The sequence below is a fragment of the Butyrivibrio proteoclasticus B316 genome (assembly GCF_000145035.1).
Taxonomy (GTDB): Bacteria; Bacillota; Clostridia; order Lachnospirales; family Lachnospiraceae; genus Butyrivibrio; species Butyrivibrio proteoclasticus.
Window position 1 is genome coordinate 340,489 of sequence record NC_014389.1, and the last position, 20,911, is coordinate 361,399.

Genomic DNA, 20,911 nt, shown 5'->3' on the forward strand with positions numbered 1-20,911 from the left:
ATCATCTATTAAGGGCAATATTTAGGGCAACAAATATGTACAAATATGTATATAATTGCATATTTCTCTTGCATTTATCGAACGTGTGTTCTATAATATTCATATAAATCCAGGGAGGAACAGGTATTACATGATAACTAAAGAAGATATTGTTAAAGCACTGTCTGAAGAGGGGTATGAAGTCCGTCTTGTAACAAAACATAAAAATCATAAGACCAAAGAAGGTATCACTATAAGGCAAAACGAAGAAATGACCGCGCCAACGTTATATATGGATGAGATTCCGCTCGATAAATATACAGATCTTAAAGAGCTGATATCAGACATCAAAGATTTTTTATCCCGTCAGTCCACAAGAGGAGACGACCTTAAAAAGCTCGCTGAAAATATTGATGACTATAACACAGTCAAAGATAAGCTATACATAGAGATCGTTTCTGCAACCGATAATGAGGAGTTTCTAAGCTCCATGCCGCATAGGAAAGTCCTCGACTTTGAAGTGATATTCAAATTAAAATTAAGCGATTATGCAGTTGCCTCAGTTTCGAATGCACTTTTAGAAGCTTGGGGAGTAGATATAGAAACGCTATTTAATGATGCAATGGCAAGCAGTGAAAAGAATATGCCTTACGGGATATGCCATGTCAGTGACGTTATCCCCAAACCACTCACATCCTCATTCATCAACGTTCCCATGTATATAGTTTTTAGACCGGATGACGAAAACGGCGCAGCAGCTATTTTATATCCCGAATTTCAGGAGTTTGTTGGAAAACAAATTGGCGGCTTCTATATACTGCCTTCTTCAATACACGAATGCATCATGGTCCCAGACGCGTTTTACCAGCTGGGCGGGGCATCTGAAGATGTTCCTGGCGCTCTAAAGGAAATGGTAAGCCTCGTCAACAAAGAGTGCGTACCAAAAGAAGATCTTTTATCTGATAACGCATATCATTATGATCCTAACCGAAAAGTTCTGGAATTTGCAGACGAATATTTTAAAAATATCAAAGATGCATGATAATTAGGCGAGAAAAATATTAAAGGGCAGCAGATATTTCTGCTGCCGGATATACATATATTTATGCTTGCAACTAAAATTTTATTAACATTTTTATTGCACAGGGCATAATTGCAGAAATAAAGAAGGTTTGCATGATTTTTATTTTTCTAACAAAAATGCTCCCAACAATGTTGAGAGCATTATAAAATTTAGCGAGAAAACCTCTTCCGATGAAATCGGTTGTGGGATGAATCGCCTTTACGTGAACAGTTGTTCGTGATAGAATAAGTCAATCGGAACCTTGAAAACTGTATATATGAGGTTGCACCACGAATCTAACAAACCAAGAACCTGTGGTGCGTAAAATATACAAGGTGTTTAGTTCCCAGGCGCCACAAGCGCATATATAACACTTAAAGTATGCCGAAGGGATTCCGCCCCAACGGAGTAGCGGCGCCGTGAACGTGCCTTACTATACCGCAAGGTATTGTAGAAACCATTTCCGATTACATCGGTCTTGGTAGTTCATGTAAATATACATCTTATTCAGTTTTAAACCGCTGCATCAGTGGCAACAGGATACATATCTTTAATTTTGACGCGAACGCCAACATTTCCTTCGCCGTCAACATAATCAAGAGTACAAAGAAGCTTCTTATCACCCTTCTTTTGATCCGCTTCAACGGTCCCCTGCGTGCAAGCGCGAACGCCATCAATATCAGTATCGATCTTAAATCTGTCACCTTGTTTCCATAGTCTTTTCATCTTTTTCTCCCTTCTGAGCTTAAGCTCCAAGCCCATATAAGACTTCTTCATCCATGATGTATTCTGGTTCGCGGTCGACTTCTTCTTCGGTGATCTCAGCACCCATTTCCTCTACAAGGTAATTCTTTAGGCAGATATTTTCAAGATCACTGTTTTTATTGTATCTTGAGCAAAATGCCTTACCTTTGTACTTAAAATAGAACCTACTGTCACTTCCGATATCTCTTCCACACCATGCACATTTGATATCTGGGTTTGGATATTCTATTCTTCTAGCCATGTTTATTCTCCTTTATGCAACCTCTTCGTCATATACAGTTCCATAAAACAAAGTCTCTCCGATCAGGCTCTCGAGCGAGCCCATATCCCTGTTCATAAATTCCTCGAAGTCATAAGCATTGGTCGCATGATAGGGCCCTTGTTTATCTTCTCCGGTGATATGGACAAGCACCTGTCCGGTAGTACTTTCCTTCCAGATCTCAACTGTATCATCGTTATACTCAAATTCCTCTGCAGAATCGTATAAGAGAATATCGTTTTTGATCTGGCCTAAGAGAAGCTTTCCTTCCTTCTCTTCCTGTCTTGCTTCAAGAAGATAGATGAGCGTACGACAGTCTTCTTTTTGTGCAGTAGCAAAATCAATGATCTCCTGCACTGCATCATCACTGAAGTCGTCGTCGTAGCGATATGCCTTATCTACAAGTTCCTTTGCGTTACCTTCAACATAAGTCTGATCTATGCATCTGATTGCTTTCTTCATCTCCATATTATTCTCCTATTCTGTTATCATCCCTGATGCTTACGCACCAATCTCTTCGTCATCCCAGAACTCGTCCCACATTTCATCAGGAACTTTGTTCTTTTCATCAACTGTACCTTTTGTTTCGATCTGGTCCAGGGCTGATTTTCTAGCTCTGAAGTTCCTGCGCATCTTGTTTGTCGCAGGAGCAAGATCAACTATATCCCAGAAATTTACTTCATCCATCTTTTCTCTCCTTTCAAATAACCGACATATAATTTAATGTCTGTATCATGGAATTTCCTAAAATAAATAAAGCGCCGCCATGCTACCCAAAGGGCCAAGGCTTGCGCTTTAAATTTCAGCTATTCGCTTTTCTTTAAATTCTTTATTTTAAATTTTTTAATTAAGAATTTTCTACATAATCAAGTATGCTCATCATAAGTTTGCTTATAAGATCATGCTCGCGTACTCCAAGAGCCTTGTATTTTACAGTAAGCTCATCCATCTTACCTATCGCTCTTGTCCAGTCTTCATCCGTCATATCAACTCTCGGCTTATCAAGTTCTTTTCCAAGCGCCCACAGATCCATACACATATTGTAAAACAGCTTTTTCTGATCCATTCATGCACCTTCCTATTCTCTTCCTTTGCGGCGCATCTCCATTACGTACTCTTCTGAGCTTTTATACTGGTCAAGCTCTTTGATTATTTCATACACAAGCGCGGTATTCCCTACCAGAAAAGCCCTGCACACTAATGGTTTGAGGCTGTAATATTTAAAGGGGACCGGAGCATACACCTGATATATTTCGCCACTGTCTTCATAGACCTTTTGTGTATGGTGTTTCCCTGCCCCGGATTCCACATATATTCCGCTAACTCTTGTACGGTTTGCGTAAAATTCCTTGAGCCTGTTAGGGCTATAACCTTCTTTCCTGTTTCTTAGGATTTCGAGTACTGCCATGATGGTAAATAGGGAAAAGAAAAATGCTATAAACCAAAGGCTCGAGAGCTCTCTTTCACCTATCTTCATTACAGGAAATTCGCCAGCAATGTTATAAATTACAACTGAAAAAATCAAAAATCCAACAGTCGCACATGCAATAGTTGCCCACAGCTGGATTCTGATTGTTTTGTTGCAAGCTGTCTGATATTCTTCAAGGCTGATGCTGACCGGATAATTTGCCATTATTACTTAACTCCTTTTCTTTTCGGGAATATATCCTGAATACCGCCAAACAGCTTGCGAGCATCAGGATTACTGCAAACCATGTTCCTTCAACACCAAAGCCTGTGTTGTAGGTAGCACTGCTTCGCGCAGATGCTGCATCGAGTTTAAAGATAGAAAACTGAGCTGTAAATCCGCTGTTTGGGAGTCCAAATATAATGTTCTGAGTATAATTCCAAGCTGCATGTGCCGCCATTACGCAGTATATACCGCCTGTATAATATACAATCAAAGTAAAAAATATTCCGGCGATAAAAACATATATAATGGGCATCATCCCTGCTCCGGGGTTTAAAAGATGAAGTGCAGCAAAGAATATCGAGTTTGCTATTATCGCAACCAGAGGGTTCTTATATGAATGTCTTAGCTTTGCGTAGATGAAATTCCTGCAGAGAAGCTCTTCTGCAGATGACTGGATGAAAACAGCTATAAATACAGCGATAAGTTTTAATGGTTGAAAAGAGCTGTAGATAAGCGTTATATCTCCTCTTAATGTTGCCGCCATAACACAGACGGTATTTAATCCTGTGCCTATCATAAGTCCCGAAAGGATCTGCACTGATAATAATCTGACATTTTTTACGGTGAGTGCCTTTTTGGCGTACGGATCATGTTTTTCATACCACTTGTTGATGACCATCCAGATTCCAATAAAACTCGTGTACATCAAAAGCACGTTATAAAAGCCATCTGTATCATTTTTTAACGGGGCGTAGAAGATTATATCTGTCAGTATGATCCCTATAAGCTGGCCTATAAACATCAATATAAAAGCCGCAATCAGCACGATGGGAATGCTGTCTTTCCAGATATATTCATCTGTGTGAAATCTTTTCATATATTTTTTCATCTCAATACCAGAATCTTGTCATTATCATCAAAAATGCTACCGTGGCTACAAAGGCTGCTGCACTCCCTTCTGATGCGGCGAATAAAAGGCATATTTCGAACAAGGTGCCTATAAGATTTATAGCAATGACCTCCAGATTGGTGACATCCATCCTTCTATAAAACCTGGTCTTTTTCTTTATACTCACTATTGTTTTTAGGTAAGAACCATATAATGCCCAGATTAAAAGTAAGAGTAACACTGCAGCATGATCCTTAGGAATATAGCTTCCCAGGGAGATATTTCTTTGCAATTCGCTAAGTGATTCATCCGGCAATGCAAGCAATATCAGATCCAGGATACTAATAACTACCAAAAGCTTAGCGACTGGAAGAATATTTGCATAATTTACTCTGCCTTTAACGCCATTAAAAAGTAGCTTCTTTTTGCGTTTTTTCTTATATTCTTCAAAATCGACGCATTCTCCCATTCATCTTGTCCTTTCCCAAGGCTATAATTCTATGATATTCAGGAATGTACTTTTAAATATTTCTGCACAAAAAACCCTGCCATATATTACTTGGCAGGGTATATCTATTATTTTATTAAATTTGTATCTATTTTGTTTTTTATTTCTTCGGGTAATGTTGCTATGGTATCACTATTCCCAAACGACATTACGGAATATTTTTTCTCTCCTGTTTTCTTTTCAAAAATATGTGTTACTTCATATAGGCCATTGAATTTCGAATTATCAATCTCTTCAACCCTAAATGAATATGGTACTTTTGCACTGCTCTTTATTTTTCCTGATGCGTCAGCATCATCTCCCAGACAGATAACGAATTCAAGATCAGTAATTCCGATGCTATAAGCGAAGGTTAAAGTTTGAATATCAGTAGCTATAACAACATCTGTAATTGTGAGTTTGTATAAGTCCGCAAGGAATCGTGTTTTCTTTTCTGCCAAATCAAAGGGATGGGCCTTGCTGAATGACACTTCCATTGGTCTCAATCCTTTTTCTTTCAAAGCATGTTTGTAAAACTCTTCCGCGCTTAATTTTGTCTCTGCGCCTGTCAAGTGCGCAAACGATGATTTTTTAAATCTTACTTCTACATAAGTATTGTCATACACAAACATATATGTATTGCCAACAAGATGCTTTTTATATTTTACTGCAGCATTATGTATTCTTTTTATTATTTGTGATTTCCCAACGTCTCCCATTTTTCCTCCAAAAAAAAGGAAGCCTTTTAACAGGCTTCCTCCGAATAACCACTGGATGTTCGCATTGAAACCATTCAACGCAGTAGCGCATGACCTAATCCTCATACTGGATATGGCATTTCCGAAGAACCGTGCCACACGGGTGGTTATATTGATATAATCGCAATAACTAAGCCACAGATTATTGTATTGCTCTGTGTGCAACTCCAGTGCTTTCTATAATCATAATAAGCCTCAATCCCTTTCCTGTCAATGGATTGCGCGAATTATTTATACGCTTTTAACAAGCTTGCTGTGTATTTACAATATTCTAAATTTGTCATAGGTTTCGGGCATTCTTCCATGGGTTTATATCCTGTACTGATGCAACCATATAGTTTCTCTGTAGCGATGATTTTCTTTCCAAGACTACATATACATTCAACCCTGGACTTTTCCAATAGGGCCTTGCAGTTATTACACGTACGTTTCACCTGCTGATCTCCTTACATGGTCCATTCCGGCTCAGATGACTCATCATAATGAGTATCGTAAATAAAATCGCTATTAAAAACGGTTTTAAATTCGTCCGGAGTAAGAGCAATGATAAAATCCTTAACATCGTGTCTTTTTAAATAACGGCAATAAGGGGCCATGGTAAAAATAGCAAACTTATTATAATAATCCCTTCGTGTTTCAGGAGGAAACGTCTTCCTAAGTTTCTTTATCGGATTAACAATCTTGCCCTTTACACCAAGGAAATTATGCTTATCAGCCCACATCGCATAGTCAAGACAGTCCTTTTCGTATGCAGTAAGCTCAGAAACTATATATTCCTTAAATTCATCATATGAGGCAAAACTATTTTTAAGATTTTTAAGAGTGCTTTCATAAAATTTCTCATCAGTATTACCTTGTACATAGCTCTCTAAGCTATCATAACAATCAAGAAAAGCACTGCCAAGTTTTCCCAGAGAAAGATCATCTTTATATTGCGCATTATAGCAATATACTTGTGCAGCAAGATCGCAGATACGCTCATGTATATTTGAAGATACAGTAAGGCAAAGCGCAGATACCATAACCGCATCAGCACTTGCTGTGAAATCATCACCAATCTGGTTAAGTCTATCAAAGCTTTCCTTAATTTCTCCATTAAATTGTTTTGTATCAATATGATATGAAGTGGCTGGCTGTGCTTTAAAGATTTCACGATCGCATGCAAGTCTTTCGATAAAATCATTCAGATATATCTGCCCATATACAGCATAGACATTCTGCTTTTCATGTCCCTTCTGAATAAGATCTTCAAGGCTGTTCTTTTCTCTCATAATATTGCTTGCGTAATAAAAACCAGGAACATCAAGAACCTGATTGTATAATCTTTTTTGTAAACGAGTATTTATCTCTTGCTTTTCCTTTGTTGACTTAAATAAAAATCCCATAATCTAATGTTTTTTCTAATATAAAGTGATAGATGGAAGCTCCTTTTCTTCCGGTTGTTATTCTGTTACTAAATACACTGTAGCATATCTTTTTTAGACTTCATTTTTCTGCACAAACATATTTTGTATTTTTAACAGATTTTGATACAAAATCTTGTAAAACAAAATCCCGCCATAGGATTTGTCTGTGGCGGGACTATATTATAAATATCGTGCGAGAAAACCCCTTCTGACAAAATCGGTTGTGGGATGAATCGCCTTTACGCAAACACATGTTTGTGCTAGAATATATAGCATATCGGAACCTTGAAAACTGTATATATGGAGTTGTGCCATGAATCTAATAAACTAAGAACCTGTGGCACGTAAAATATACAAGGTGTTTAGTTCCCAAGCGCCAAAAGCGCATATAACAACATTTTTAAGTATGCCGAAGGGGTTCCGCCCCAACGGAGTAGCGGCACCGTGAACGTGCCTTACTATGCCGCATGGTATTTTAGAAACCATTTCCGATAATATCGGTGGTGGTAGTTCATCAGCGCTCACTTCTATCTATGAAGTCATTGAGTCTGTCCTGAGTATCAAATGCTTTCTCTGCAAGATCCTTCTCTGCATCGCGCATTACATGCTCAAGTTTATTAAGCTTAACACGAGAAGCGTCTTCTCTTACTTCAAATGCAAGCTCGCGGCTTCTGTCGAGAGAGTCAAGCTCCTTCTCATAAAGCTCAACAACTCTGTCATAAGCCTTTGCCTTCTGCTCCTTTACAAAGCTAAGAACCCATCCCGGCTTCTTTTCTTCAGCAGCTTCCTTCTCAGGCTCAGCCTTCTCCTTTGGCTTGATTCCGAAGAGTTTTCCAAGACTTCTTCCAAGACTCTGAGTTGCTTCTCCAACTTCCTTAAGGTCCTGCTTCTTCTGTTCTGTCCAGCTTGCAACTTTCTCAAGAGCATTATCAATCTTGGCAATGCCTTCGTATGTCTTGATGGCATCAGCTCTGTCAAGTCTGATTCCGGCACGAGCAAATGCACGTCCGAACTCACCAAGATTGTTATAAGCAGCAAGGCCCTGTACCTTAGCCTGCTCATTCTTCTCGGCAAGGAAATCTGTAGCTGCGCTAAGAGTAGCAACTGCATTATCGATAACTTTGTCCCTGAATTCGTTAATCTTCTGAGGAATTGTATAAATACTGTCAAGAACAGACTGCTTTGTCTGCTCGGTTACTTCCTTTGTGTTTGCTACTACAACGGCAAAATCGTCTTTTACTTCCGCTTTGAAGTTTTCGTACTGAAGTGCTCTGCGAGCAGCAACTTCTTTTGCGTAATCCTTTCCCTTTGCTTCGCATTTCTCAATTTCTTCAGTGTACTTCGCAACCTCTGCGCGAGGTCCCTCGAGAGCTTCCATATAGTATTCTTTCTGCTCTCTTGCAGTTTCCTTTGCTTCAAAAGATGCTTCTGCACTGCTAATGATCTGATCGCACTTGTCAATCTCTCCCTGGTAACGCTTGAGCTCCTGTCTAGCATGTGCTCTGTTTACATGTGCTGCTGCTTTCTGGACGCGCAGCTCCACTTCTTTTTCTCTCTCGAGGTCTGTCTTTGACATTATTGCATGAACCTCAGATAATTTCTCCTTAAAGGAATCAAAAATTCCCATGGCTTACCTCCTTAATTTTAAAAGCCTTAATTACTTTTATGATTATGGAGCGCTTAAATAAAAATAAATTTATAAGGGTTTCTGCAAAATGATGTTTATTTTGTTTTGTGCTCGCGCATTATTTTTTTTACGGGTGCAAGTCGCGTCCTCTAATTCAACCATTTCCTCTATTGGAAGGCCTGCTTTCATATATCTCTCATAGTTCTTCAATACTCTGTTTACTATGATATGTGCATTATTTCTCGCACTTGCAGCGTATTTGTATATCTCTGTGTATTCTTCTCGCGAAACAACAAATTGATTGCCATTATATTTTTTCTCTACAATTTCATATATTCGCGTATCTACCCCATTTTCTATCAATTGAGCCTTATCTCTCAGTGTTTTTAATCTCTGATCAGCTGCTTGTCTTGACACTCCCAATTTATTAGCAAGCTCTGCGATTATAAATACTATCACAGGGATTATAAATAACGCACGAGGAAACCCTTTCCGATGAAGTCGGTTGTGGGATGGATCGCCTTTGCGCGAACGGCTGTTCGTGATAAAATAAGTCAATCGGAACCTTGAAAACTGTATATATTCGGTGATGGTAGTTCATAGCTCATACAAATCCCCCTGTTGAAAGCAATTACTCAGTTTTTAGCTTCCATTTTCTGTACATCCATAGGGGATGGTTTAAAGATGATGCCCTGTACATCCTCTATATTGTGGCCGGTAAGTTCAAGGGTTTCATCCCTATACATGGCATTTATGTGTGGTCCAAAAACATGAACAAGTCCTGCGGACTGATATGTTACAAATCCTCGCTCATTTCTCTGAGTAACAACCTGATCACCCACTTTTGTCTTATACTTAAATTCATCCTTATTTCCATCTTCAATTAACATCTTCTCATTCCCTCCTTCTACTTTGTCGTATAAATTCTTTTTAAAGCTGCATCCAGCTCATTTATATTCTGAAATCCTGTTTTTTCAAGCGGTATAAGCTTTACATTCCAGTATTTCACAAGTCTTTCCTGATGTACATGATTATTGCTTGGATGATGGCCAATGGTTTCTTTTGCAGCCATGTAAATATCTTCGCTCGTGCCGGCAATATCTGCTCTGGCTACTCTGTTTTGGACTATATATATACCAGAAAGGCTTTCCTGAAAACCAGCCTGCTTCTCATAGCTTTTTAGATTCAGAAGCTCTTCATAGCTTATCGCCCTTGTTTCACTAATGGCGTTTTTAAGCATTTCATTTTTCTGTTTTTTATTTAATTTTTTTGAAGTTGTCTGTATATTATTCTCGTTAACTAAAATAGCTGCAGGCTCCTGAACAGTTTCCTGTTCGTCTTTTGGCACCGGAGCATTTTCTTTTTGTCTTTTATTTTTCCTTGCTTTCCTGCTTCCTTTCTTTGTCGGTTGCGGTTCTTTCTCTAAAACAGGCTTTTCCGTCACTATTCCTTCTTTAGAAGATTCCTCAAGCACTACTTTCTTCATAGGCTTTACTTTACTTTGTTTTTCTTTTTTCGTTTTTTTCTTTATTGCCGCAAGCACTACGTGACACACAAATCCGATAGCAAGTCCAAGAATAACAGCTCCGGCTATATCCAGAGCATACAATATCTTTTTATTTGATACTATCGTATCAATAAGCTGTTTAAGGATATCGTTATTTTGGTTCTCTGTCTGCTCTACCAGTTCTTTAGTAATATCTTCAGCCGAACTTCCAATAGAGCTGGCATCAGCGGTCTCTGCGGATTCTACCGATATTCCCTGGGTAGTATCTTTTTGGGTGCTGACGGTATATTTCACCTGTTGTTTTTTAGGAAGAGTATCTGTTGTTCCAGGAATTCCTCCATACATGTAGTGATAAAAATTATTAAGGCCCGAGACCATGTTTGACATGAATGAATATACTTCTGGGGATGCTTCTGATAATTCTTCCGGATGGCATACATACATCCTGAAAGCATCTGCAAAACCATCTGCCCTGCTCATAGGCCAGTTATATTCAGAAAGCTCGTCAAAATGCCATAATTTTTCAAGTTTCTTGGCATTATCAGTGTTATATATACTAAGCCAGTCTATGCCGTCTGACATAGCATTATCAGTCCCTGTATAAAACCCATGCATATATGACACGAGATTATCCAGTTCGCATCCCGCAGCATAAACAATTTGTTCCGGTGCAAAGTATCTTCCTCCCAGATCCGTATAACAGGTAACCCAACCTTTTCTAGTAATATTTTTAATTACCTTGCCGTCTGTACCTACATTCAGAATTGCAGGCCAGGCTGATGCGGTAGTCGTCATATTAGCTGGCTCAGTCTTACTTTCATAAGGAACAATATAAAAGTTGATGCCCTTTTGTTCAAAAAGCGCTTTTATAACAGCAGGAATCTTATCATATTCTGTAATCAGCTTTTCCGTATCCCAGGATATAGAGTTTGGGCTTATAAATACATTGGGGTTATCTTCATCTTGGGTAAATGAACTCGTATCGTCGCTATATGGGTTGAATGCACATACAAGCAGGGAAATATACATGAAAATGATAAAAATCAAAAATAGGACCAAAATTTGGCGATATGGGTACAGATTATTTACCTTGGTGATTGGCTTGAAATTTTTCTGCATAGTTTTCCTTTCTGCGACGCCCCATCATTTTACGGTCTGATATGATTATCATAAACCAATAATGCTAATAATTACAAAGAAAGTATACGTAATATCATTTAATAAATATTTTTCTGCACAGACGGTATTTGTCCGTTTTAGCTATTCAAAAGGATATTAGATGAGGGATGTATGGATATAGACACAAGTTACGCAGACGGAACACCTGCGTATACACTATCATTTAATCATGTAATGCAGAGCTATGATGTTTCAAAAGGAGAGTTTCCTATTATCACACTTTGCCCTATTGCAATCAAGAGTGCTATCGGAGAGCTTTTGTGGATCTATCAAGATCAGTTTAATAGCTGGACCTAAAATCGAGTAGGAGGCGGTCAATGACTGCCGACCTCTCAGTCGAGTACGTAAGGGGACTTTCACCCGTTAGAGCGCGCCCATGGCGCGCAAACTAAAAAGCCGCCCTCAATAGAGAACGGCTTACTTTTAAGCGTTATATTCTGATAAAGTTATCTCGTTTTCTTTTACAGTCTTTTTTACGTCAATGATTCGCTGGTTGGATGAGCCTCTGTACTTTAATCTCATGTCTTTCTTTTCAAGTACGAACTCCCCATCTACAAGAATATCGATCATGCCAAGTATTTCCATTGTGTGGGCTCCATGGCATCTTTTGTTTTCTGTATCTGTTAATTCCTCCCAGGTATATCCGGAATAGAGCCAGATTGTCTTTTTAGGATACAGCTCTTTGACTCTTTTTATGAGTTTTACGATATATTCCTGATTGCAGAGTTCCATAGGTTCGCCGCCAAGGATTGTTAGGCCTGCTATATATTCTGGTTCGAGTGATTCAATGATAGATTCTTCGGTTTTGGCGGTGTATTTTTCGCCGTAATTAAAATCCCATGTCATCTCGTTAAAGCAGCCTTTACAGTGATGTGTGCAGCCACTTACAAAAAGAGATGTTCTGCAGCCTGGTCCGTTAGCCACATCATTGTGATATATCTGTCCGTAGTTCATATTTCCTCCAAAAGCAAAAGCCGTCACTTTAAAAAGTGACGGCCCTGTTAATATCTTTAGTTAAAAGGAAGTTCCTCATCGATTCCGTCTGGAATGTTCATGAAGCCACCGTCTGATGAAGGAGCAAAATCTCCATCTGGAACGGGAGCAGTATTTGAATCAGCAGACTTTCTTGACTCTGCAAATTCCTGATCTTCTGCAACAATATCAGTTGTATAGATTTTATTGCCATCCTTGTTGACATAGCTTCCCGTCTGGATTCTTCCTGTTACAATGACCTTGGTTCCCTTCTTGAGGTATTTCTCAACAAACTCACCCGCTTTGCCGAATGCGACAATCTGAATGAAATCAGCTGTCTGCTCATCGCCTTCTCTCTTGTAGCGGCGATCAACTGCAAGATTATATCTTGCTACGCATTTTGCAGGTTCATTTCCCTGAGCCTGTGAATATCTCACATCAGGATCTCTAGTGAGACGTCCCATAAGTATAACTTTGTTCATTTAATTATTCTCCTTTGAAATGCCGGGTTTACCCGGATATTTTATGTTTCTAAAGCATTTTGCATTAAAAACAATATGCACTTGTAATTCTTCAAATGTTATAATATACTGAGTTTAGGCAGTTTGCAGATTATTAAAATCTGCAAACCTTTACTAAATCTCTTTTCATAACACTTGTTTTTGTAAAAGTTCAGGCGCTAAGCGTTCTCTGTGGTACACTGATATGCACGTACCTCTGTTCGATTTCTTGTGTACGTCCCTGATTCCAGTAATTACTTCCTATGTAGCCGCATGTACGTCTGGCTACGTTCATCTTGGATTCATCACGGTTCTTGCAATTAGGACACTCCCAAACGAGCTTGGTAGTCTTACCATTCTCATCTGTCTCGTGCACAATCTTGATTTCTCCATCATATCCGCAGCATTGGCAGTAATCTGACTTAGTGTTCATCTCAGCATACATGATATGCTTTGACATGAACTTGATGTGTGCAAGCACTGCCTCGATGTTTCCTGTAAGATCAGCCATCTCAACATATGAGATAGCACCACCAGGTGAAAGTTTCTGGAATTCAGACTCAAACTTAAGCTTTGTAAATGAATCAATCTTCTGACGAACGTTTACGTGATAGCTGTTAGTGATGTAGTCATGGTCTGTAACTTCAGGAATGATTCCAAATCTCTTCTGAAGAAGCTGTGCGAAGCGGTAAGTCGTTGACTCCAAAGGGGTTCCATATACGCTATATGCGATATTTTCCTTTTTCCTCCATTCAGCGCACTTATCGTTCATGTGCTGCATGATTGCAAGAGCAAAATCCTTTGCTTCTGGATCAGTATGGCTATGGCCTGTCATGTAGTATACGCATTCATACAAACCAGCGTAGCCATAGGAAAGTGTTGAGTAATTTCCATATAAAAGCTTATCAATAACCTCTCCCTTCTTAAGTCTTGCAAGTCCGCCATACTGCCAGAGGATTGGAGCAACATCTGATGGTGTTCCAAGAAGACGCTCATGTCTGCATCTAAGTGCCTTGTGGACAAGCTCAGATCTTTCTTCCATAAGTTCCCAGAACTTATCCATGTCTTTACCAGAAGAACATGCAACATCTACAAGATTAAGTGTAACAACACCCTGGTTGAAACGTCCATAGTATTTATGTTCGCCTTCCTTGTAGTTAAGAGCACCTGCCTTGTTTCCCGCATTGCAGAGTCCCTCGGCATTATCTTCGCTATCCGGGGTAAGGAATGATCTGCATCCCATACATCCGTAAACATCGCCGCCCTTATACTCTCTCATCTTAGTAGCTGAGATGTAATCAGGAACCATTCTCTTTGCTGTTGATCTAGCAGCAAGAACAGTTGTTGACCAGTATTTACTCTCCTCCTCATCATTGAAGCTGTCAAGTACATAAAGAAGCTTAGGGAACGCAGGTGTAACCCACTCTCCTTTTTCATTCTTTACACCCTGAAGTCTCTGTCTGCAGATTTCTGAGATCATCATAGCAAGATCATCTCTTTCCTGTCCTTCCTTAGCCTCATTAAGATCAAGGTAAACTGAAAGGAATGGAGCCTGGCCATTTGTAGTCATCAAAGTGATGATCTGATACTGCATGGTCTGGACGCCAGTCTTGATGTCTCTTGCAAGACGCTTTTCAAGAACTTTTGCAAACTGCTCATCAGTCATTGTAAGTCCAGCTTCCTCGTTTTCTTCCTCAATCTCTTTAGTAATAGTCTTCCTTGAGACATCGATGAACTTTGCGAGGTGCGCAGCAGATATTGTCTGTCCGCCGTACTGTGAACTTGCTACCTGAGCTACAACCTGCATACCAATATTGCAGGCAGTTGAGAACTTCTTTGGCTTCTCAATGAGTGTATCTCCGATGACAGTTCCATTTTGGAGCATATCATCAAGGTTTACAAGACAGCAGTTATGCATATGCTGTGCAAAATAATCTGCATCATGGAAGTGGATCACGCCTTCCTTATGAGCCTTAACGATCTCGTCAGGCAAGAGCATTCTCATTGTAAGATCCTTTGAAACTTCACCAGCCATGTAATCACGCTGTGTGCTGTTTCTTATAGGATTCTTATTGGAGTTTTCCTGCTTAACTTCTTCATTATCACGCTCAATAAGGCTTAAGATTGTCTCATCTGTAGTATTTGCCTTACGGACAAGCGCTCTGTTATGACGATAGTTCATGAAGTTCTTAGCAACCTCAGGAGCCATTTTCATAAGCAAGAGCTCAATCTTATCGGAAATATCCTCAACTGTAAGAGTAGCAACTGTATTGTTAGCATATTCTTCAACATCAGAGGCGATAGCATCAATATAGATGCTATTCATTCTGGCTCTTTCTGATGAAGCCTCATTAGCCTTAGAGATAGCAGTTTTTACTTTCTCGATATCAAACTCAACTTCTGTGCCATTTCTCTTAATAATGTACATCTTATTCTCTCCTTTCTTGAATCGACATTATATTAGATGTACATCATTATGGTATTCATAAAATAAAATAAAATCGCCCTTAAGGCGGTTTTATAAATTACTTATATGTAGTTTCGTTTATTTAGATTTTATAAATAACGCACGAGGAAACCCTTTCCGATGAAGTCGGTTGTGGGATGAATCGCCTTTACGCGAACGGCTGTTCGTGATAAAATAAGTCAATCGGAACCTTGAAAACTGTATATATGAGGTTGTGCCATGAATCTAATAAGCTAAGAACCTATGGCACGTAAAATATACAAGGTGTTTAGTTCCCAAGCGCCAAAAGCGCATATATAACACTTAAAGTATACCGAAGGGATTTCCCGACGGAGTAGTGGCGCCGTGGACGTGCCTTACTATACCGTAAGGTATTGTTGAAACCATTTCCGATGTCATCGGTATGGTAGTTCATATCCATAACACCACCTCATAATGCTTTCTTATTTTAAGGGTATCAAAGCCGTTCCCATAATAATTTTCTGCACAAAAACAACCGCCAATAAATGCCGGTCATATATTTAAGCTGCAGTCTTGATAATAAAAAACGCCAGCATAATGCTGACGTCTTTCATTACATAAAGATGTTCTTTTGTATTGCCCTTATCGGATATGGTCCTTTGCTGTTTTTATCAAAAACAAGCTGCCAGATATCCATCATGTGCCTTGAAGCATACTGCATGGCTTTAGCCGTCCCTCCATTTGAAGCATTCTTCCAGGAATCATCCTCGTAAAGACACAGAATTCCGTCACTTGCATCAACCATTGCTTCATTTCTCTGAAACAAGGCTGCAATAGACTGTTCTTCTGAAATCACCTTTACTTCATCTGCTCTTGAGAGCATAAGGGAATATTCTTTCTGACTAAACAGTCCTTCTTTGAACCATTTTCCTTCCTGACCTTTAAAAGGAATATATACCTTGTTTTTTATTCCGGAATACGCCGGATCCCTTTTGACAATATCTACTGCCCAGAATGCTATCTGATCAAATCCCTGAGTTCCGCCGGAAATAAATTCAGTATATCCTGCGGTATATAGATTTTTAACACATTCAACGAGCTGCTTTATCAAAAGCTCATAACCTGCTCTGTCAAATCCAAACATATCTTTAGGCCTGTGGCCAGTGAAGCATAATGTCTTTCCCATATTTTATGAATTTCTCCTTATTAACGTATGTTCTCCCTGATGCCTGCAGGCTTTGTTTTTGCAGTTTAAGCATCTTTCTTCATTAGGTTTCATTCTTGCAAAATTACAGAAAAGCCAGGGATTCGCTTTTTCATAAATATCAGGTACTATATAAATCACCCTGTCCATGTTTTTGTCCTTCTTTCTTCTGTCATTTATAGGTACAAATATATTATGTTTCATACAAATAAAAATAGCGCCAGCTTTGCCGACGCCAATCTATATGTCAAAGGCTATTGACTGGATGTACCGCGTCATTAACCTCTTTAACAATATAATCATATATTTCCTGATATGTATTTTTTGAATAATGGAGTCCATCAGGCGTTTCAAATCCATTTTCTACAAGATATGAATTTGTATCAATAAATGATACGCTGGCCTCTTTTACCTTATCATTAAAGGCATTTATCTGTTCATTAGTTACAGTGGTATTTTTTACAGGGTTTACCGATACGTAAAAAATCTCTGTTTCAGGATATTCTTCCTGTAAACCATCCAAATAGCTGATATATTTGTCTGCATTTGCCAGATCATTAACGCCAAGATTAAAGATAAGAACAGTGTTATCCGTTAAAACATCCCTTATCTGCTGGTCTGCAGTCTTGGTAAGCCACTTATATCCCTGTCCGACCTTAGCAATCACCGTTGCTTCATCCGATATTATGCTTTCCATGCCAACTGTTCTTGAGTCACCTACAAATAGATACTGTTTTTCTTCGTTTTCTGTATTTGAAACAACCTCTTCTATATCAAGATTCATCTCTTCTGGCATTGTATATACTATCTCACCATTTTTATTTAATGGTTCGCTTTCAATAAGTTCAATACCTTTAGCAGATGTTTCTTCTGTTTCACATTCTATAGATACCGAAGTGTTTTCTGTATTTAATTGTTCGTCATCTACTGTCACTGTTTTAACTCCGGTAAAAGTCAACGTGCAGGTTGTTATTCCTATGATAATTTCTTTTATATACATCGTGGGTTCCCTTCCCTGCCTTCTACTGTGCAAGGTCGTTGGTTTTTATCTTTTGTTTTAATTGTCTTAAACATTATGGAATTTTTATATTTGCTGTTATATTGAATAATTTGTGCATAAAAAAAATGGAGCCGTGTGTTTTTCTGCACAACAGCTCCATTATGGACTGAAAAAGACTGCATAGGCGCTAGGACACTACACAATCTTACAATTGTGACGCCTGTTTGCGCCCTATTCAGCCTCTTATTTATGGCTCTTTTGAGCCAAAGAAGGAAGGAATTCTTCGTTACTAAGTTGGCTGCTTAGTAACAAATATAAACTATCATTAAATGTTTCATTACTTGTTATGTCAGATATAAAAAATAATAAAATCCTCCTTTTGTCTCAGGAATGTCTTTTGCTCAATTACTTATAATAAAGTTATTCTTATTGTTCTTTATATTTATTTTTATCATTATTATCTTTATAATAAATACGTTAATTATTATGAATTTTATATTTATAATGACTATTTTAAATAATATAATGCAATATTTTACATTTTACCTTTACAGGCTCTATTTATCTGTGTATTATAATTATTGTATTTAATTTCTTTATATAATTGTTTATCATTATTTATATTATTATATTTATTTTCATTATAATAATTAGCTTAAATATCATCATTATAATAATATAGTTCTTTATTTTCTTTTGTATCTTTTGAATAATGTTATTCATTATTATAAAGTCTATCATTATTATAATTATGTACCTTACACTATTTATTTAATTTATTTTCATTTAATTCTTTATTTTAATTATACTATATATTATAATGATACCATTTATTTTAAAGACAGCCTTTAATGTCTTTATATAAGCGATTACAATTATTTTAATGTATATAATGATGTTAATTTCTATATTTAATATAATGAACGTATTTATATTAATTGGGGACTTTATAATAAAGATAATAAGAAATATATTGATTACCTTTAAATAAAGGATTTATTTATTTTCATTATTTTCTTTATTTTAATGTTGTTATTTATTTAATTTAAAATAAATTTGTTGGAGGAAAATCAAATGAGTATTACAATCTCAACGATTAACCAGAAAGGTGGCGCCGGCAAAACAACTACGGCTATCGAAGTTGCATATAATCTGGCTAATCTCGAAAAAAGAGTTCTTCTAATTGACATGGACTCACAGGTAGGTCTTACACATTATCTTCCTGTAGATCTTTCTAAACCTTCCATGTACAACGTGCTAAAGGCAGATAAAAAGATCATGGACGCCATCCAAAAATTAGACAGAATAGACGCAATCATTGCTTCTGAAGAACTGTCAAAATCAGATAAGGAATTCGTTGATTACGATGACATTTTTATATTAAAGGATATAATTGAAGCCATCCAAGACGATTATGACTATATTGTTGTAGATACGGGTCCACAGAGAAGCATTCTTCTTAATATGGTCTATGTAGCAAGCGACTATATCATTATTCCTAATTCTCTTGATAAAGGAAGTCTTAAGGGAGTCGAGAAGGTTTATAAAGATATTGAAAAACTCAGGACCGGAAAACGTCCAATTTCAAATGTTGAGATAGCGGCACTTCTTCTTACCCAGTGTCGTGAGAATCAGAATAACGACCAGGTTAAGATAGATACTCTTTATGATGCAGCTAAAAACATGAAAGAAAATCCGATCGTAGCAACAATTAGGGCATTCACGGGGGTTAATACATGTAAAGATTATCAGGAACCAATAATGGATTTCAGTAAGAGTTCAAGTGCAGCAATCGACTATAAGAACTTTACGTGGGATCTGGTAGAAAAGTTGGAGGCGTGATATGGAAGAAAAAAAACTTAGTCGCAGGGAACAAGTTAGACTGCTTAATAGAATTGACCTTGGCACCGGATCTTCCGATAATGAACCTGAAACCATCATTGATGTTCAATTAAAAAATTATAATAAACATGTAGAAGATGGGCTCAAGGAAGATGCAGAAGCGGAGAGTAGCGCTTTACCATCTTCGATTGTTGCTGGAGTGGAAGAGGGTAGTGCTAATGATGAAAACAGTCAGAAAGAGGAGAGGGTAGTAGAGGCAAATAAAGATACTCCTGAGCCAGAAATCAAAAGAGGAAAGGGCCGTCCAAGAAAAACTGACGAGCACAGAACTAACTTTAATGCCCTTTTATCCGATTCCCAAAAAGATATGATTGACTGTGCATCAAAAGCTTTAGGCCTTTCAATGACGGAATATATTGTTATGCTAGTTGAAAATGACTACGAGGATAAGAAAGACTATTACGAGTTGGTAAAGAAAAATAGAGTTAATAGAGCTGTAAAATAACATCCCATTAAAGCGCCGGTTAGTTGGCGCTTTTTTACTACCTGTTTTATAAATAACCTAACACACAGGTGTGTTTATATATAATATTAATACACTAGTTATTATTAATTAATTAAAGTAAAAATGGCTTAGACAAGGGCTTTATAAGCTATTTAGGTGGAATAAAAGGGAACGAAACGAGGAAAGAAAGGGCACGCTGCGCGGTATAAAAGGGAAGGCCAGGGAGAAATAAATGGAGAATTCATAGGTGGTGAAGGATGGAACGTCCGGTGGAAAGAATGGGAACTATGGGTGGAATAAATTGGATTCCCCTTTTTACCACCCACAATATATAGTATTTAATATTTTTTTATTAACAAATTATTAAGATTATAAATAATAAATTTATGAAAAGTGGTAAAAATGGGAAACAAGGTTCCCTTTTTTACCACCTATAATTTTATATTTTGCTATATAATTGATGAAAAACTTATTATAAGTGGTATAAATGGGAACTTAAGAGGAATAAAAGGGAATGAAAAAAAAGTAAAAAAGATATAAAGGTGGAAGAAAAGGGAATGCAAGAGGAATAAAAAGGAAGAATTAAAGGCATCTAAAGATAAAGGTGGAAGAAAAGGGAACAGGTGGAGAAAAATGGAGTAAAATAAATACAAAATGATGTTCTGGTGGTACAAAAGGGAACTGGTGGCATAAAAGGGAATAGCAAAATAGACAAAAAATTTTTTTTAGGTGGAAAGAAAGGGAATGATGGGTGGAAATAATTGGAGCTGCTTTTTATAATTATTAGAAATTAAGTTGTGATAATGACGAAAATTTTAAATCGCTATTTTATCTGTTTGGTTTTAGATATCCAGTGACTATAATATAAGTATCTAGGCGATTTTTGTTCGTTTTAGGAGGGTATTGAT

At 37.7% G+C, this 20,911-nt stretch carries 25 protein-coding genes; 5 read left to right on the forward strand and 20 right to left on the reverse strand.

Features of this window, described 5'->3' with window-relative positions; genetic code table 11:
* The first annotated feature begins 130 nt into the window (after positions 1-130).
* Complete coding sequence (locus BPR_RS18280) at positions 131-1,021, forward strand: DUF5688 family protein (RefSeq protein WP_013282992.1); 891 nt, start codon at positions 131-133, stop codon at positions 1,019-1,021.
* A 534-nt stretch (positions 1,022-1,555) separates the two neighbouring features.
* Here the strand turns inward: BPR_RS18280 and BPR_RS18285 are convergent.
* The 14 genes from BPR_RS18285 to BPR_RS18350 all read right to left on the reverse strand — a co-directional run bounded on the left by BPR_RS18285 (position 1,556) and on the right by BPR_RS18350 (position 11,492).
* Positions 1,556-1,768: a hypothetical protein gene (locus tag BPR_RS18285; protein ID WP_013282993.1), complete on the reverse strand. Its 213-nt coding sequence runs from the start codon at positions 1,766-1,768 to the stop codon at positions 1,556-1,558.
* A 19-nt stretch (positions 1,769-1,787) separates the two neighbouring features.
* Positions 1,788-2,048, reverse strand: a complete 261-nt coding sequence (locus tag BPR_RS18290; protein WP_013282994.1) for a hypothetical protein — start codon at positions 2,046-2,048, stop codon at positions 1,788-1,790.
* Between the two features lie 12 nt (positions 2,049-2,060).
* Positions 2,061-2,534: a hypothetical protein gene (locus BPR_RS18295; protein WP_013282995.1), complete on the reverse strand. Its 474-nt coding sequence runs from the start codon at positions 2,532-2,534 to the stop codon at positions 2,061-2,063.
* Positions 2,535-2,567: 33 nt separating this feature from the next.
* Positions 2,568-2,753, reverse strand: coding sequence for a hypothetical protein (locus tag BPR_RS18300; RefSeq protein ID WP_013282996.1), 186 nt, complete (start codon positions 2,751-2,753; stop codon positions 2,568-2,570).
* A gap of 160 nt (positions 2,754-2,913) precedes the next feature.
* Positions 2,914-3,132 carry a hypothetical protein gene (locus tag BPR_RS18305; protein ID WP_013282997.1) on the reverse strand — a complete coding sequence of 73 codons (219 nt, stop codon included), beginning with the start codon at positions 3,130-3,132 and terminating at the stop codon, positions 2,914-2,916.
* Between the two features lie 12 nt (positions 3,133-3,144).
* Entirely contained in the window at positions 3,145-3,699 is a 555-nt protein-coding gene (locus BPR_RS18310; RefSeq protein WP_013282998.1) for a hypothetical protein, read from the reverse strand.
* Positions 3,668-4,576: a CPBP family intramembrane glutamic endopeptidase gene (locus tag BPR_RS20195; RefSeq protein WP_013282999.1), complete on the reverse strand. Its 909-nt coding sequence runs from the start codon at positions 4,574-4,576 to the stop codon at positions 3,668-3,670. The genes BPR_RS18310 and BPR_RS20195 overlap by 32 nt, the downstream gene beginning before the upstream one ends.
* 13 nt (positions 4,577-4,589) lie before the next feature.
* A complete protein-coding gene (locus tag BPR_RS18320) occupies positions 4,590-5,057 on the reverse strand; it encodes a hypothetical protein (protein WP_013283000.1) in 468 nt (155 codons plus the stop codon).
* A gap of 107 nt (positions 5,058-5,164) precedes the next feature.
* Entirely contained in the window at positions 5,165-5,794 is a 630-nt protein-coding gene (locus BPR_RS18325; RefSeq protein ID WP_013283001.1) for a PBECR4 domain-containing protein, read from the reverse strand.
* Positions 5,795-6,279: 485 nt separating this feature from the next.
* Positions 6,280-7,218: a hypothetical protein gene (locus BPR_RS18330; RefSeq protein WP_013283002.1), complete on the reverse strand. Its 939-nt coding sequence runs from the start codon at positions 7,216-7,218 to the stop codon at positions 6,280-6,282.
* A 535-nt stretch (positions 7,219-7,753) separates the two neighbouring features.
* On the reverse strand, positions 7,754-8,866 hold the full coding sequence (locus BPR_RS18335; protein WP_013283003.1) for a hypothetical protein: 1,113 nt from the start codon (positions 8,864-8,866) through the stop codon (positions 7,754-7,756).
* Positions 8,867-8,935: 69 nt separating this feature from the next.
* Positions 8,936-9,325 (reverse strand): hypothetical protein, encoded by a 390-nt coding sequence (locus BPR_RS18340; protein WP_042258614.1) that lies wholly within the window; start codon positions 9,323-9,325, stop codon positions 8,936-8,938.
* A 176-nt stretch (positions 9,326-9,501) separates the two neighbouring features.
* Positions 9,502-9,756, reverse strand: coding sequence for a hypothetical protein (locus BPR_RS18345; protein ID WP_013283005.1), 255 nt, complete (start codon positions 9,754-9,756; stop codon positions 9,502-9,504).
* Positions 9,757-9,773: 17 nt separating this feature from the next.
* A complete protein-coding gene (locus BPR_RS18350; protein WP_013283006.1) occupies positions 9,774-11,492 on the reverse strand; it encodes a hypothetical protein in 1,719 nt (572 codons plus the stop codon).
* A gap of 153 nt (positions 11,493-11,645) precedes the next feature.
* Here BPR_RS18350 and BPR_RS18355 point away from each other — a divergent pair, with 153 nt between their 5' ends.
* On the forward strand, positions 11,646-11,849 hold the full coding sequence (locus BPR_RS18355) for a thymidylate synthase (RefSeq protein WP_408606972.1): 204 nt from the start codon (positions 11,646-11,648) through the stop codon (positions 11,847-11,849).
* Positions 11,850-11,975: 126 nt separating this feature from the next.
* Here BPR_RS18355 and nrdG read toward each other — a convergent pair whose 3' ends face one another.
* The 6 genes from nrdG to BPR_RS18385 all read right to left on the reverse strand — a co-directional run bounded on the left by nrdG (position 11,976) and on the right by BPR_RS18385 (position 17,656).
* The gene (nrdG, locus tag BPR_RS18360; RefSeq protein ID WP_013283007.1) at positions 11,976-12,506 is read right to left on the reverse strand and encodes an anaerobic ribonucleoside-triphosphate reductase activating protein; all 531 of its coding nucleotides are present in this window, start codon (positions 12,504-12,506) and stop codon (positions 11,976-11,978) included.
* 56 nt (positions 12,507-12,562) lie between these two features.
* Positions 12,563-13,006: a single-stranded DNA-binding protein gene (locus BPR_RS18365; protein WP_013283008.1), complete on the reverse strand. Its 444-nt coding sequence runs from the start codon at positions 13,004-13,006 to the stop codon at positions 12,563-12,565.
* Between the two features lie 190 nt (positions 13,007-13,196).
* The gene (nrdD, locus tag BPR_RS18370; protein ID WP_013283009.1) at positions 13,197-15,452 is read right to left on the reverse strand and encodes an anaerobic ribonucleoside-triphosphate reductase; all 2,256 of its coding nucleotides are present in this window, start codon (positions 15,450-15,452) and stop codon (positions 13,197-13,199) included.
* 613 nt (positions 15,453-16,065) lie between these two features.
* Entirely contained in the window at positions 16,066-16,638 is a 573-nt protein-coding gene (locus tag BPR_RS18375; RefSeq protein ID WP_013283010.1) for an SLOG family protein, read from the reverse strand.
* Between the two features lie 3 nt (positions 16,639-16,641).
* On the reverse strand, positions 16,642-16,860 hold the full coding sequence (locus BPR_RS20905; RefSeq protein ID WP_013283011.1) for a hypothetical protein: 219 nt from the start codon (positions 16,858-16,860) through the stop codon (positions 16,642-16,644).
* Positions 16,861-16,903: 43 nt separating this feature from the next.
* Positions 16,904-17,656 carry an SGNH/GDSL hydrolase family protein gene (locus BPR_RS18385; protein WP_013283012.1) on the reverse strand — a complete coding sequence of 251 codons (753 nt, stop codon included), beginning with the start codon at positions 17,654-17,656 and terminating at the stop codon, positions 16,904-16,906.
* A 1,074-nt stretch (positions 17,657-18,730) separates the two neighbouring features.
* Between BPR_RS18385 and BPR_RS18390 the strand changes: the two genes are divergently transcribed.
* From BPR_RS18390 to BPR_RS21160, 3 genes are all read left to right on the forward strand, one after another.
* Entirely contained in the window at positions 18,731-19,498 is a 768-nt protein-coding gene (locus tag BPR_RS18390) for a ParA family protein (RefSeq protein WP_013283013.1), read from the forward strand.
* A gap of 1 nt (position 19,499) precedes the next feature.
* The gene (locus BPR_RS18395) at positions 19,500-20,003 is read left to right on the forward strand and encodes a hypothetical protein (RefSeq protein WP_013283014.1); all 504 of its coding nucleotides are present in this window, start codon (positions 19,500-19,502) and stop codon (positions 20,001-20,003) included.
* A 402-nt stretch (positions 20,004-20,405) separates the two neighbouring features.
* On the forward strand, positions 20,406-20,543 hold the full coding sequence (locus BPR_RS21160) for a hypothetical protein (RefSeq protein ID WP_207636504.1): 138 nt from the start codon (positions 20,406-20,408) through the stop codon (positions 20,541-20,543).
* The last annotated feature ends 368 nt before the right edge of the window (positions 20,544-20,911 follow it).

Coding starts and splice junctions, on each gene's coding strand:
- BPR_RS18310 (WP_013282998.1), bottom strand. CDS start 3,699: ATGGCAAATTATCCGGTCAGCATCAGCCTTGAAGAATATCAGACAGCT.
- BPR_RS18295 (WP_013282995.1), bottom strand. CDS start 2,534: ATGGAGATGAAGAAAGCAATCAGATGCATAGATCAGACTTATGTTGAA.
- BPR_RS18375 (WP_013283010.1), bottom strand. CDS start 16,638: ATGGGAAAGACATTATGCTTCACTGGCCACAGGCCTAAAGATATGTTT.
- BPR_RS18385 (WP_013283012.1), bottom strand. CDS start 17,656: ATGTATATAAAAGAAATTATCATAGGAATAACAACCTGCACGTTGACT.
- BPR_RS18320 (WP_013283000.1), bottom strand. CDS start 5,057: ATGGGAGAATGCGTCGATTTTGAAGAATATAAGAAAAAACGCAAAAAG.
- BPR_RS18350 (WP_013283006.1), bottom strand. CDS start 11,492: ATGCAGAAAAATTTCAAGCCAATCACCAAGGTAAATAATCTGTACCCA.
- BPR_RS20905 (WP_013283011.1), bottom strand. CDS start 16,860: ATGAAACATAATATATTTGTACCTATAAATGACAGAAGAAAGAAGGAC.
- BPR_RS20195 (WP_013282999.1), bottom strand. CDS start 4,576: ATGAAAAGATTTCACACAGATGAATATATCTGGAAAGACAGCATTCCC.
- BPR_RS21160 (WP_207636504.1), top strand. CDS start 20,406: ATGGGAAACAAGGTTCCCTTTTTTACCACCTATAATTTTATATTTTGC.
- BPR_RS18390 (WP_013283013.1), top strand. CDS start 18,731: ATGAGTATTACAATCTCAACGATTAACCAGAAAGGTGGCGCCGGCAAA.
- BPR_RS18305 (WP_013282997.1), bottom strand. CDS start 3,132: ATGGATCAGAAAAAGCTGTTTTACAATATGTGTATGGATCTGTGGGCG.
- BPR_RS18335 (WP_013283003.1), bottom strand. CDS start 8,866: ATGGGAATTTTTGATTCCTTTAAGGAGAAATTATCTGAGGTTCATGCA.
- BPR_RS18290 (WP_013282994.1), bottom strand. CDS start 2,048: ATGGCTAGAAGAATAGAATATCCAAACCCAGATATCAAATGTGCATGG.
- BPR_RS18300 (WP_013282996.1), bottom strand. CDS start 2,753: ATGGATGAAGTAAATTTCTGGGATATAGTTGATCTTGCTCCTGCGACA.
- BPR_RS18280 (WP_013282992.1), top strand. CDS start 131: ATGATAACTAAAGAAGATATTGTTAAAGCACTGTCTGAAGAGGGGTAT.
- nrdD (WP_013283009.1), bottom strand. CDS start 15,452: ATGTACATTATTAAGAGAAATGGCACAGAAGTTGAGTTTGATATCGAG.
- BPR_RS18285 (WP_013282993.1), bottom strand. CDS start 1,768: ATGAAAAGACTATGGAAACAAGGTGACAGATTTAAGATCGATACTGAT.
- BPR_RS18330 (WP_013283002.1), bottom strand. CDS start 7,218: ATGGGATTTTTATTTAAGTCAACAAAGGAAAAGCAAGAGATAAATACT.
- nrdG (WP_013283007.1), bottom strand. CDS start 12,506: ATGAACTACGGACAGATATATCACAATGATGTGGCTAACGGACCAGGC.
- BPR_RS18345 (WP_013283005.1), bottom strand. CDS start 9,756: ATGTTAATTGAAGATGGAAATAAGGATGAATTTAAGTATAAGACAAAA.
- BPR_RS18395 (WP_013283014.1), top strand. CDS start 19,500: ATGGAAGAAAAAAAACTTAGTCGCAGGGAACAAGTTAGACTGCTTAAT.
- BPR_RS18325 (WP_013283001.1), bottom strand. CDS start 5,794: ATGGGAGACGTTGGGAAATCACAAATAATAAAAAGAATACATAATGCT.
- BPR_RS18365 (WP_013283008.1), bottom strand. CDS start 13,006: ATGAACAAAGTTATACTTATGGGACGTCTCACTAGAGATCCTGATGTG.